The 13,269-nt window shown below is 39.0% G+C and carries 13 protein-coding genes and 1 pseudogene; 2 read left to right on the forward strand and 12 right to left on the reverse strand.

Annotated elements, in window-relative coordinates:
* Nucleotides 1–188: 188 nt before the first annotated feature.
* The 11 genes and pseudogenes from AC0VZ4_RS12610 to AC0VZ4_RS12660 form a co-directional block, all read right to left on the reverse strand.
* Nucleotides 189–914, reverse strand: a complete 726-nt coding sequence (locus tag AC0VZ4_RS12610; protein WP_475439839.1) for an RluA family pseudouridine synthase — start codon at nt 912–914, stop codon at nt 189–191.
* Between the two features lie 4 nt (nt 915–918).
* Nucleotides 919–2,820, reverse strand: coding sequence for an MFS transporter (locus tag AC0VZ4_RS12615; protein WP_475439840.1), 1,902 nt, complete (start codon nt 2,818–2,820; stop codon nt 919–921).
* A gap of 198 nt (nt 2,821–3,018) precedes the next feature.
* Nucleotides 3,019–3,903, reverse strand: coding sequence for an IS982 family transposase (locus tag AC0VZ4_RS12620; RefSeq protein WP_475441595.1), 885 nt, complete (start codon nt 3,901–3,903; stop codon nt 3,019–3,021).
* Nucleotides 3,904–4,107: 204 nt separating this feature from the next.
* Nucleotides 4,108–4,716 carry a recombination mediator RecR gene (gene recR / locus AC0VZ4_RS12625; protein ID WP_007375859.1) on the reverse strand — a complete coding sequence of 203 codons (609 nt, stop codon included), beginning with the start codon at nt 4,714–4,716 and terminating at the stop codon, nt 4,108–4,110.
* A gap of 7 nt (nt 4,717–4,723) precedes the next feature.
* Nucleotides 4,724–5,050 (reverse strand): YbaB/EbfC family nucleoid-associated protein, encoded by a 327-nt coding sequence (locus AC0VZ4_RS12630; protein ID WP_002962306.1) that lies wholly within the window; start codon nt 5,048–5,050, stop codon nt 4,724–4,726.
* 60 nt (nt 5,051–5,110) lie between these two features.
* Entirely contained in the window at nt 5,111–7,699 is a 2,589-nt protein-coding gene (gene dnaX, locus AC0VZ4_RS12635; RefSeq protein ID WP_475439841.1) for a DNA polymerase III subunit gamma/tau, read from the reverse strand.
* A 3-nt stretch (nt 7,700–7,702) separates the two neighbouring features.
* Nucleotides 7,703–8,248: an adenine phosphoribosyltransferase gene (gene apt, locus AC0VZ4_RS12640; protein WP_077537678.1), complete on the reverse strand. Its 546-nt coding sequence runs from the start codon at nt 8,246–8,248 to the stop codon at nt 7,703–7,705.
* 159 nt (nt 8,249–8,407) lie between these two features.
* Nucleotides 8,408–8,530, reverse strand: coding sequence for a hypothetical protein (locus AC0VZ4_RS12645; protein WP_475439842.1), 123 nt, complete (start codon nt 8,528–8,530; stop codon nt 8,408–8,410).
* Between the two features lie 72 nt (nt 8,531–8,602).
* A complete protein-coding gene (locus tag AC0VZ4_RS12650) occupies nt 8,603–9,355 on the reverse strand; it encodes an HvfC family RiPP maturation protein (protein WP_475441655.1) in 753 nt (250 codons plus the stop codon).
* Nucleotides 9,356–9,391: 36 nt separating this feature from the next.
* On the reverse strand, nt 9,392–10,249 hold the full coding sequence (locus AC0VZ4_RS12655; protein WP_475439843.1) for an HvfB family MNIO-type RiPP peptide maturase: 858 nt from the start codon (nt 10,247–10,249) through the stop codon (nt 9,392–9,394).
* Between the two features lie 73 nt (nt 10,250–10,322).
* A pseudogene (locus AC0VZ4_RS12660) lies at nt 10,323–10,598 on the reverse strand (HvfA family oxazolone/thioamide-modified RiPP metallophore); the annotation flags it as partial.
* 225 nt (nt 10,599–10,823) lie between these two features.
* On the opposite strand from AC0VZ4_RS12660, the gene AC0VZ4_RS12665 reads away from it, so the two are divergent.
* Complete coding sequence (locus tag AC0VZ4_RS12665) at nt 10,824–11,804, forward strand: tRNA-dihydrouridine synthase (protein ID WP_475439844.1); 981 nt, start codon at nt 10,824–10,826, stop codon at nt 11,802–11,804.
* Nucleotides 11,805–11,865: 61 nt separating this feature from the next.
* Nucleotides 11,866–12,192, forward strand: a complete 327-nt coding sequence (locus AC0VZ4_RS12670; protein ID WP_007375867.1) for a TraR/DksA family transcriptional regulator — start codon at nt 11,866–11,868, stop codon at nt 12,190–12,192.
* Nucleotides 12,193–12,208: 16 nt separating this feature from the next.
* On the opposite strand, the gene AC0VZ4_RS12675 is transcribed toward AC0VZ4_RS12670, so the two are convergent.
* The gene (locus AC0VZ4_RS12675; RefSeq protein ID WP_475439845.1) at nt 12,209–13,252 is read right to left on the reverse strand and encodes a hypothetical protein; all 1,044 of its coding nucleotides are present in this window, start codon (nt 13,250–13,252) and stop codon (nt 12,209–12,211) included.
* Between the last annotated feature and the right edge of the window lie 17 nt (nt 13,253–13,269).

Consider the following 13,269-nt stretch of genomic DNA (forward strand, 5'->3'; position numbering starts at 1 on the left):
GTGTTCTTCCAGTTTACAACTAAGTATATTGAGGCTTATATCAGAACTTTTACCACTCTAATGTAAAAGTGATCTTATGAGATAAAAATTGAATAAACAAGGGTTTAAAATGTTAAAAATTAAAACAACTACATTAAAGTTGTTTTAAATTCAGCCATAATCAGATGTGGTTCAAAAATAGTGCAGGATCAAAACGAGTGCGGGCAATTAATATGAATTTTCTCGCCGCTGACGGGGTGCTCAAAATATAAATCGCTTGCATGTAATTGTAAGCGCCCAGCCATATTTTCACTTTGCGCACTTTTATATAAATCGCAACCTAAAATAGGATGACCTATAAACTGGCTGTGTATTCGTAACTGATGAGTACGCCCAGTAACGGGCGTAAATTGCACTAAGGTTCTGCGCGGTTGTTTAAGCCGCTCAAGCACTTTATATTCACTTATTGCTGTTTTACCTGTTGCTTGGCAAATTTTAACTCGTGGAAAAAGCAGCTTATCTTTTGCTATTGACGCAGTTATTTGTCCCTCACTAACAGCCAAGCTACCCTCTAGCATGGCTACATAACGCTTTTGAATAGTACGTGCCTGAAACTGTTTATTAAGATGCTTTGATGCTTCGGTGTTTAATCCAACAATCATAATGCCCGATGTACCCAAATCTAACCGATGCGGTAACTTAGCCTCAGCAAAAGCGGCTGTTAACCCTTTTTGGCCATTCACTAAACGATAATGCACTGAATCCCAATTAAGCGGATTTTTGCCCGACAAACTCAATAACCCACTGGGTTTATTGATCAGTAAAATATCGTCATCTTGATATAATATTTCAATAAACCCAGCGCATTTAGGCGCTACAAAATCATCAACAATAATATGTGGTTCTGAAGGTGTATCTAATATTGGGCTAGTCATTAAATTAATCAACACCTTTAGAGTGAAGCGCTTTCAAAGCTAAAACATGCTCACGTAAATCGTCTGCTACTACTTTGTCAGCTGCAATCGGGCCACCCACTGCAACCAACACCAAAGACCATTTTAATCGCGGTAATTGCCTCTTAGCTTTACGGCTAAACATACTCCCCCACAAGCCCCCTAAATGCACAGGGACAACGGGCACAGGAGAGCGTGCAATAATACGCTCTATTCCACGACGGAAAATATCGATTGAGCCGTCACTAGTCAGCTTCCCTTCGGGGAAAATACCAACAAGCTCGCCTTTTTCAAGCGCAGCAGCCACTTCGTCAAACGCTTTTTTAAACGCTTCCGGATTGGTTTTTTCACTATCAATGGGAATAGCTTTAGCCATTTTAAATAACCAATGTAGCGCTGGCGAATAATAAATAGGCGCAAATACCATAAACCGAATAGGCCTTGGTGACGCTGCCAAAATAAACATCCAATCAACAAAACTGACGTGGTTGCACACAATAACAGCGGCACCTTCATTAGGAATGTTAGCTTCGCCTTTTGTTCTTACGCGGTACATACAAATGGCCAAAATATAAATAACAAAGCGTAAAAAGAATTCAGGTACTTTGGTATAAATATAAACAGAAATAAGTAAATTTAGCCCCGCAAGTAACAGCAATAGCTCTGAAATACTCCACTGAAAAACAGACAACGTGACAATACTTAAAACAGCACTGCCCACCATAAACAAGGCATTTAATACATTGTTAGCCGCTATAACTCGTGATCGACTCGCTTCTTCAGTCCGTTGTTGAATAAGCGCATATAGCGGTACAGTATAAAAACCGGCGCCAATGCCTATGCCTGCCATCCATATGAAATGCCACACCATATCGCCTGTTTTTAATACCTGTGCGAGCGTTAATAATTCAGTATGTTGAGGTGTATAGGTACTGATAGCGGGCTCTTGGCTCAGTAAATATAAAAACAAGGTAATTAAAATAGCGCCAAAGGGCACAATGCCTAGCTCAATACGAGAGCGAGATAACTTTTCACACAGTAATGAACCAATAGCAATACTCAATGAAAACACAACCAGTGCACTGGTTACCACCAATTCATCGCCGCCCATTACATGTTTTACATAATTTGGTAGGGACGTTAAAACGATGGCGCCAATTAACCAAAACCAGCTGATCCCGAGCACTGACTTACCAACCGATTCTGTTTGCGAATTAAGTGCTGTAAATACGTTTTTTGTGGATGAAAATATATTATAGGTAAATTTTAAGTTTGGCTCGTTCGCCTCACTAACGGGTATAAAGCGACTGCTTACGTAACCCATAACGGCCAGTACTAATACTGCTATACTTATAAGCGTAGGACCTACCGATTGAGTAATATAGTAAGTGCCAAAAATTGTACCAATCAGTATTGCTACAAACGTGCCCGATTCAACCAAGGCATTCGCTTTTGTTAATTCGCTAGGTGCTACGTGCTGGGGTAAAATAGAGTATTTTAATGGCCCAAAAAACGTACTTTGTACGCCCATTAAAAATACGGTGGCTAACATCAGCCAAACGTACTGAGTTAAAATAGAGACTGCCCCTACAACCATAATAGGGATTTCACATAGTTTTACGATTCTGATTAGTTTGGATTTTTCTGTTTTTTCAGCAAGCTGCCCCGCCATCCCTGAAAATAAAAAGAAAGGTAGAATAAATAATCCCGCAGCAATATTAGAATAAAGTGCGCCATCTGCAAGCGTTGCAGCCTGAAATATCAATAGAATAAGCACTGATTGCTTATACACATTATCGTTTATTGCTGAGAAAAACTGCGTAATAAAAAGCGGTAAAAAACGCTTACTACCCAGTAATGTACCTTGGTAGGGTTGATTATCTTTCATTGTATTCCTTACTAATTAGAGACATAGCCCCAAAATATATTATACCAATTCGTTTAATTAAATGATCTATTTTTAGGGCTGAAAAACGTGTTGATAGCTAGGCAAAAATTCGCTATTGAGTTGTTCTAAATGAGAACTTTTTAACGCAGGTAGCGACACATTTAGCCCCGCAAAATGATTAAGTAACCTGAGTTCTGCTTAAGCGATAACTAATGCGTTAAGCTCTACGTCAGTTAAATTAAGGTGTGGCTTCTTTTCTTTCAAGCAATAAGCCACCAATCCAGCGACTAAATTCAACATAAAGCCGTTCATACTCCGATGTCTTGAATGTTCAATGAAGGATATGTTCTTGAGCTGGTCATTAATTGTTTCGATTATAAAGCGTTTTGAAAGCATTGCTCTATCCCATAATGACATCGCTTTTGCCTTCATATTTTTGCGAACCGTCGTAATGAGCTTTACCCCTTTATCGAGTAAATCGGCTTCTAAAGCTTTACTTAAATACCCTTTGTCACCATATAATTTATCCGTCAGGCAGCTCGCTAACTCACGCACTGGTTGAGTATCATGTACATTTCCTGTTGTCACTTTCGCAGCAACAATTTCACCATGGTGATTAACGATTAAATGTAGCTTGAAGCCATAAAACCATCCCATTGTTCCTTTGCCACGCTGGGCTATTCCATCAAAGGTTTTGTGTCTTGGAATACGAATATTATGGCACACTTTAATACATGTGGAGTCAATGAATTCAACGCCTGTGGGTTTACCTTTAAGTGAAGTAAAATAGGCACACATCGGCACAATTACCCTCGGCATAACGGCTAAAAATCGTGTGTAACTGAGCAAGTTGGGAAATTCACTTTTGTACATAAGTGATACATAGCCAAGGTAGTAATTTTTGAAATCTCGGTGATGTGACATATGAAAACTAATAACAATAGTCATAATTTCACTGGTCGTCATACGTCCTGAACGCTGACGTTTTTGGGTGCCATCTTCGAGTAATTGTTTTTCCCATTGGGGTATAAATACTTTGCAAAAATCATCGACATCGCAAAATAATTCAACTAATTTAATCATGCCTGTTCCTTGCTTATCCAATCGTTTTTGGTCGAAAGATCGGATCTCGGAACAGGCATTTAGTTCAATTTCTTAAACGAGATTCAGGTTAAGTATTATTGCGGATTGGTATTAGACTGCTTCTAAGCTTACCTTAAAAACAAAAAGCCTACATAAGTTAATCATGTAGGCTTTTACAATATGTTTTCAAATAGTGACTTTAAGTTAGTCTTGAGTAACAGCGCGTCTGCCACTAAAGGCATGCATCAGCGTTCTACCATCAACCAAATCAAGCTCGCCCCCCACAGGAATACCGTGAGCAATACGCGAGGCATCTACTTTATATTTATGACAAAGCTGCGCAATATAATGAGCAGTAGTTTCACCTTCAACGGTAGGGTTAGTCGCTAAAATGACCTCATTAATACCGCCTTGAGCAAGTTTTTGCTCTAAAACGTCTAAGCCAATTTCTTTAGGGCCGATACCGTCAATTGGCGATAAATGACCCATTAAAACAAAATATAGCCCTAAGTACTGACCCGTTTGCTCAATAGCAAGCACGTCAGTAGGCGATTCAACAACACATAATATGCCGCTGTCTTGGCGCTTTGTACTTAAACAAATATCACATTGCGTTTGTTCGCAAAAGGTGCGACAAGACTGGCAATGCCCTATGGCGGTCATTGCTTTAGTCAATGCATTGCCCAGCTGAGTGCCTCCCTTTCGGTCACGCTCTAATAAATGAAAGGCAATACGTTGCGCTGACTTTGGACCAATGCCCGGTTGACAGCGCAGTGCTTCTATAAGCTGATTTAAACTATCTGAAAGTTGCATTATTTACTTAAAACGGCATTTTCATACCTGGTGGTAATTGCATACCGCCAGTTACTTTACCCATGCGCTCTTGTGTTTCTTCTGCAACACGGCGTACAGCATCGTTACATGCTGCTGCAAGTAAGTCTTCAATCATGTCTTTGTCGTCTTCCATTAAGCTCTCATCAAGCTGAACACGACGTACATTGTGGTTACCAAGCATAGTTACTTTAACTAAACCTGCACCGGCTTCACCAACAACTTCAAGAGTTGCGATTTCGTCTTGGGCTTTTTGCATGCGATCTTGCATTTGCTGCGCTTGCTTCATCATGTTGCCCATTCCACCTTTAAACATAACTTTCTCTCTTTCTTTTAATACATTAATTAACATGAACATAAGGGCGATTGTAAGTAATTACAATGCCTGAATACTGTTTTCGTCAATTTCGGCGCTAAATACTTGCTGAAATTGTACTATGTTTTCATCCGATGTGATCACATCGATTGCTTGTTGATGACGACCTGCATCAATTTTTTGCTGAATAAGATAAGGAGAATCAATAACTCCCTTAGCAAAATTAATACTTAACGACACGTTATGCTCATAAATACTCGACAATGCGGCATCTAACCTTTGGCGAAGCATCGGTGTATCTAAATGCTTTTGTGATTCATCAACGTCTATATGTAAACTGTTGCCTTGCTTGGTAAATATTGAATGCAACGCAAATTGGCGCATACGACCGCCCAGTCCCATACGTTTAATTAAATAAGCCCACTCATCTTGTTGGTGTGCAAACCTAATTTCACTAATTGGACTTTGAAAATCATCAGGCACGGGAATGCTAATTTCCTCGGGCGCTGCTTCAGGTACTTTTTGAGGGTTTATTTGCTCAAGCAGCTCTGGCGCTAGATTTTCAGTAATTGTTTGGTGCTTTGCTTTAAAATCTATTTTTTCAGGTTTGTCAAAACCTTGATTATTAGCCGGTGTTTGGCTCCCCGTTACTGGGAGCGGTGGCTTTTTTTCACTTTCACCTACTGTATCAGTAGCCCAAGGCGGGTTGTCTGACTGTGTAGGTACTGACTTATGGTTTTGTGATACAGCGCTATTTGGCCGCTCAGCTGACTGAGCCACTGTATTTTCATTTTTTGGGACTTCACCGACATTATGAGTACGGCTAGTAACAGTGCTGTTAGATACGTTTGATGAACTAGCCTTTGCCGTATTTAAGTTTGTCCCAGAAAGCTTTCCTGAGCCTGATATATTACGATCACGCAATATTCGCGCAATAGCCGATTGCGCTTTTGCCTCGCGTTCAACTATCGAAGCATTTTCATCGTGTTGTTGCTGGTTTTGCAAGTCTGATTGCGGGTCAAAACTATTTTTTTCAATACTTGTTGAGTGTTCCGGCAAATGATTTTGCTGATTAGCACTTATATCTTTTTGTGGATTAAACCCCTGATCAACAGCGCTACTCATCACATCATCAAACTGCGCGGCCAATGTTTGCTCTACATCACTGTGTTGCATGTAAGCTTCATCTTCACTTTGACGCTGTGTTTGAGCATCCGAAACAACATTGGTTTGCGGTAGCTCATTAGCTGAAGCCTGTTGCTTTGAAGCGTTTTCACTTTGTTGAACTGGTTGAACTACTGCAACTTGGGCTGGCTCATTATTACTTTGCACGACGTCATTATTTGATGTCTGAGCGGCAGCATTAGGTAAAGGCTCTATCTCAACGGATCTAGGCTGCTCTGTATTGCTAACTGGCTTAGTATTATTTACTGGAGCACTGCTTTGGCTAGCTACGGTGTCTTGCGATGTTTTGTTTTTATTTAATATATCTCGCAGTGCATTTGCTCGGCCTTGTTTATTTTGGACGGGCTCTTCGTTGGCTGTGTGTACACCTTGTTGGGCATCTGTAGGCTTAAATGCTAATAATCTTAGCATAAGCATTTCAAAACCTAATCGAGGCTCTGGTGCCCATTGTAAATCTTTTTTACCGTTTAAAAGTAACTGGTAATAAATTTGTATTTGTTGCGGACTCGTATGCTGTGCAACGTGCGTTATGTAATCAGCGTTCGTTTCATCAAGCCCTGCTGCTTGTGGTACTAATTGAGTCAGTTGAGTTAAATGTGTTAACGCAATTAAATCATCAAGTAAGGCAATATAGTTTGGGTTTCTGCTCGCAACGTGTGCTATTTCGCTCATTAAAGCTGTGCCATCTTGGGCAAATAGTGCAGCTAATAGGCTTTGGCTATAATGTGTATCCATCAAACCAAGCATTGTTTGTACTGCTTGATTATTAATATCGCCATTTGTTTGTGCTATAGCTTGATCGGTTAAGCTCAGTGCGTCACGCATACTGCCATCAGCGGCTTTTGCAATAATACTAAGTGCATCATTGTCATAGCTGAGCTGTTCTTGAGTAAGTACGTGTTCAAGCTGTGCTTTAATTTCACTTTGCGACAAGGCATTTAAGTTAAATTGTAAACAACGAGATAAAATAGTAACTGGTAACTTTTGCGGATCGGTCGTCGCTAATAAAAATTTCACATGCTCTGGTGGTTCTTCAAGCGTTTTTAAAAGTGCATTAAAACTGTGCTTTGAGAGCATGTGAACTTCATCGATTAGATATACTTTATAACGTCCACGCGTTGGCGCATATTGAACGTTATCGAGTATTTCGCGGGTGTCCTCTACTTTAGTTCGAGAAGCCGCATCTATTTCGAGTAAGTCAATATAGCGTCCTGCTTCTATATCTAAACAGCTGCTACATTGACCACACGGATTTGCAGATATACCTTCGTCGCAATTTAAGCTTTTAGCAAAAATACGCGCAATGGTCGTTTTACCCACACCGCGGGTTCCAGTGAATAAATAAGCGTGATGCAGTCTATTTTGTGTAAGCGCATTTACAAGCGCTTGCTTAACATGAGACTGCCCAACCAATTCATGAAAGGTTTGAGGACGCCATTTTCTCGCTAGAACCTGATAACTCATCGATTACTCGCCTTCGAATTCAACCAATTTTAGGATTTTAATACCCATTTTCTTGATGCGCTGCTCGCCACCTAGTTCTGGTAATGACACAACAAATGCTGCATCTGTAGCTTCGCCACCTAGTTTTTGAACTAATTTAGCGGTGGCTTCAATTGTACCGCCAGTAGCTAATAAATCATCCACTAACAATACTTTATCGCCAGGTACAATTGCATCTACATGCAGCTCTAATGTATCTTCACCGTATTCTAGCAAGTAATCTTGACGAATAACTTCGCGCGGCAACTTACCTGGTTTACGTACTGGAATAAAGGGAATGCCTAACGCGTAAGATAACGGCGCACCAAAAATAAAGCCACGCGATTCTGTGCCAATTATTTTAGTAAAACCTTGATCTTTATATTCAGCGATAAAAGCGTCAATTGTGGCTTTAAAGGCTTCTGGATTTGCCATTAAAGTAGTTACATCGCGAAACATAATGCCCGCTTTTGGATAATCAGCAATTGTAGTGATGCTGTTTTTGATAATTGCTGGTGTTACTTGAGTCATAATTTTAACTGCTCAATTATTTATATTACAAAGCAGGTGATTATAACCTTAACTGACCTTTAAATGCGAGTTTGACGTTATTATAGTTTAAGCGGGGTAATTAAAAATAAAGAGGTTCAAGGCTGAAGTAAACAACAGCCTTAATCAACGCTATGCATTTTAGGTTAAGCTAGTGATCCAACCTAAAATTGCATTTAAACAACCAATTCCTACAAATATAGCTAAAAATGCAAGAAAGTAAGTAGCGTTGAACGGATCTTTAAAGTCTTTATCATCTGACATTGGTACAACCTTTTATTAAGCACGGCAAATAAGGCTGTCATAATAGACGATGTAAAATTATCAATAAAGACCTTAATCTTGATTTTTTGTCACAATGACACCGCGTTCAACCATTGCATTAAGGGTAACCAACGCACCTTGAGCAATTTGCTCTGCATTAAATTGTGGAGCGTGAGCTAATACCTGTTGGCAAACGTTGGCAAATGTCGCACCTTCACTTACCTCTATGATTGACAATAGCAAAGCTGTCATCGCATTCGTAGCTAAAAATTGAACATCATCATCTTCATCTCTGTATACAACAAAGTAGTTCGGCTGAGTTGATGGCTCTTTAGGTATAAACTCTGTGCTGATATTTTGAACCGGAAATTGATAACTTAAATTTCTTGCAGCGTTAGATAAATACAAAGCAGAACTAGTGAGTGCTGTTGTTTGTAATTTTTGCGCTTGCTCATCTTCATGTGCAATCGATACATCTAGCTCTACCCATTCGTAATGAGCAAGCTCTAGCATAAACACGGGGTCGTGTTTTTTCATTTTATAATCACTTGATAAGTAATTAATAAACTCCCCTGCTATATCTAAAAAATACGGCGAATGACAATCATATTCGCTAAAGAACTGACGTACGAGGGAATGCCATTGTTTGTCTGTGTATAAGGTTTTTAACACCGGAAAACCTGATGATACAAAACCTTCAATATTATTAAAAAATAAATCGCGATAAATGGCCATACGTCTATCTTCAATACCGCTGGGCCGTTTATTTTTTTTAGGCTCGCGAATATGCGCCATAAATTCGTTTTGTATTTCAATAAAGCTCATCACTAGGCACTCTTTTAATGTTTATAAAGGCTTATATTAAGCTCGTTGTTTTGAAACACTTGAATTAAGGTATTTAGCTTGCAGCCCATGAATTATATCCAACTCTTTGGTTAACACATTCATAGTAGGGATATTAAAGTCACGCTCAAGCAAAGTTGGAAACACACCATGTACTTCGTACGCCTTATCAAGTAGCTTCCACACAGGATCAATGACATCTGCGCCATGTGTATCAACTATTAAGTCATCAGCCTCATTGTAGTGCCCTGCAACGTGTCCATAAGCAATACGCTCAGAAGGTAACCCTGTTAAAAATGCTTGCGCGTTATAGCCATGATTTATCGAATTAACGTAAATGTTATTCACATCGAGTAAAAGCTTACAGTCAGCTTGCTCTAAAATAGTATTCGTAAATTCAAGCTCTGATAATTGCTGCCCAGGAGCACCATAATAAGAAACATTTTCTATCGCAATTTGTTGCTCAAGTATATCTTGAACTTGCTTAATACGTGGTACAACGTGTGCTATCGCATCTTGAGTAAACGGAATAGGCATTAAGTCATACATATGGCCCACGCCAGAGCAGTAACTTAAGTGCTCACTAAAAAATTTTATATTGTGCTCTTTAAAAAAAACTTTTAAAGATTTAACAAATTCAACATCCAGTGGCTCGGGCGAGCCGATAGAAAGTGACAATCCATGGCACACAAAATTATTTGCATCTGTTAATGTTTTAAACTGTTTCTTAAAGCGCCCACCTAGTTTTAGCCAATTTTCTGGTGCAACTTCTAAAAAATCTACTTGATTAGGTACGTGTTCAAGCAGTTCATTAAGCATTTCTCGTCGGAGGCCAAGACCAACCATTCCGAAATCTATACTTTTAGTTTTTGTCATAACTACCTCTAACTTAACAAAAAAGGGCCTTAAGGCCCTTTTAGCATACCTTATTTAAAGTAAGATATTAACGGCCACCACATTTACCTTCGCCGCACTTGCCTTCTTTTTTACCTTTGGCATCGCCGCCACATTTGCCTTCGCCGCACTTGCCTTCTTTTTTACCTTTTGCATCGCCGCCACATTTACCTTCACCACATTTACCTTCAGCAGCATCTAGTTGATAACCTGTCACTAATTGTTGAAACTCAAATGGGTTAGCTTGTACATCAGCAGATACAAAACTTGCAGAGCCAACAACTACTGCACCTAAAGTTAACGCGATTGTATTTTTTCTAACTGTATTCATTTTATGACTCTCTTTAATCAAGGATTGTAAATCTCAGCAATATAAATGTATTTTTAAATTGCTTGTATGCTTAAGTAGACCCGAACAAAAATAAAAACTTTCAATTATTTTCATAATATTTGCTTTTGCACTTACTTCATTAAATATGGTCGGTAATTACAGATTTATCAATGTAAGATTTACAGGTAAACTATGCGTCCTGTTTTTCTCAGAAATAATCACCTTATGAAACTTGTTTTAGCGCCTATGGAAGGTGTTGTCGATTTTAAAATGCGTCAATTACTCACCGACATCGGTGGGTTCGATTTATGCGTTACCGAGTTTGTAAGAGTGGTTGAAACATGTTTACCCGATAAAGTTTTTCACCGCTATTGCCCTGAATTACATAATAATGGTTTTACGCGAGCAGGAACGCCTGTGCGTATCCAACTACTCGGACAAGAAGCGAACCCTTTAGCAGAAAATGCGATTAGAGCTATAGCATTAGGTTCTCATGGTGTTGATCTTAATTTTGGCTGTCCAGCAAAAACGGTTAACCGTAGTCGAGGCGGGGCTGTGCTGCTTAAAGATCCTGACCACATGTATACGATTATTAAAGCAGTCCGAGACGCTGTAGATGATCAGCATGAAGTTAGTGCAAAAATCCGCTTAGGATTTGATGATGATAGTAACAGCCAAGAAATTGTAGATGCGGTTGTCAGTGCTGGAGCAAATACTATTGCAATACATGCTCGCACCAAACGTGATGGCTATAATCCGCCTGCTTATTGGGAAAAAATTCCACCAATAATAAAAGATAAAAATATTGCCGTTGTTGCCAATGGTGAAATTTGGCAAGTAGAAGACGCAATGCTTTGCAAAAAACGAAGTGGATGTACTGATTTAATGCTTGGTCGTGGCGCCCTTTCGCACCCTGATTTAGCAAAAAAAATTAAAGCTCATGTAAATAATGAACAATACGATGGACTTGAGTGGGAGCATATTATTTATCACTTAATCCACTCTGCTATCCATCAAGACCCTGCAAAGAATGAAAAATATTTTGCGTCACGTACTAAACAATGGCTTGGTTACCTAAAACGCCAATACCCACAAGCTATCGATTTATTTGATGAAATCAGACGTTTAAAAAGTAAAGAAGATGTGGCAAGCGTATTAAATAAATACGCCAAAGCACCGCAACTTGATTCAAATCATAACAGCTAACTTAAAGCTTATAGATAATATCAGTATAACGTAAAGCCAATTTAATAAGGTTGTACTGATAATGCATCATCAACAAAGACTGAACGATGAAATAGCGCAAGTTAAATTAAATATATTAACTATGCTTTCTAAATCAGCCTACCCTGCACATCACCATTTAATACAAATTTTAGATAATAAAGCCAACAATGAATGGTTAGACTGTGCAGCAGAAAAGTTAGGTCCGGAGTATGCTATTTTAATTAGTCGTATGACTAAATTAGAAGCTGCCGTTAGCCAAATAGAGATTGGCCAATATGGTTACTGTTGTGACTGCGAAGAAAAAATATCAGCAAAGTTACTTGAGCAAGACCCTGCAACTCAACGATGTATAAAGTGCGCACCATAAGCGCACTTTCACATCATTACATCATTTGCTTTATAAAACTAAATGATTGCCCAGGGTAGAGAATTATATCTTCAACTAAATACTGAGCCTCTTCTGGACTCATTTTTAGGCGCTTTACAAGGTTCACCTTTGCTTGAGGCAAAGTCCACGCATGATAGTGAATACCTATATCTGATTCCATCATCGCAAGCATCAATGCTTTATCTTTATCAGACATGTCCATATTGCTCGCCATTGCAGGTAAATCTTGATAGTTAGCCTGCCAATCCAAGCCTTCTATTAATTTTTCATTAGATAAATACTGAACTAAAAACGATTTCTGGTGAGAAGTTGGCTGTTTACTGTCGAATGCAACACGATCTAATACTTTTATTTTTTCATTTAAAAGAGTAACCCATTCTAATGGTGAATGTACTTCGCCACTAAAGTAATTAAGTTTGCTCTGATACCACTGGGTTCCATTTGGCAGACCTCTTAGACCAACACTCCCCCTTGGCCTGTAACTAGCTAAATAATCGCTAAAAGCCCTTATATGGCTCTTAAGCGCTGGTTGAACGTCGTTAGTGCCTATCGCACTCAATACATAACTTTGTAACAATGCAAGTTCAACTTTATTCAATTTTAAATTGCTTTGTTTAGCACTGTCTAACGTTTCTTGGGTTAACTTAAGCCAGGTAATAACATTATCCGGTGTGTTTTTTGTGCCTTCAAAAGCAAGCATGTTCTTTAATACATCTACTTGAGCCGGCCAATTAAAATAGCGCTCAGGAAAACGCTCTGCAATAACCAAGTAATTTACTTGCGCTATTTGATTGAGATTAAGCTCCATGCCCATTAAGTTCTGATAAATAGTGTGGCGTTTTGTTAAGTAAGCATCAGAGAAAACCAATTGATCTTTTTCAATGTTATTGCCTTTAGTAGCACCTGTTTGTACAAGCGCCATGTTTAAAGCTTTTAAAGCGACTTGTGCGTCCTCAAACGACTCATAAGGATGAGACTGCTTTGAGCATGCAACTAAAAACAAGCATAATAAAAAAGACAAAAAGAATGTTTTATACATAATAATTCCAATAAAAA

Source organism: Pseudoalteromonas sp. QJM3NY_22 (assembly GCF_056173065.1).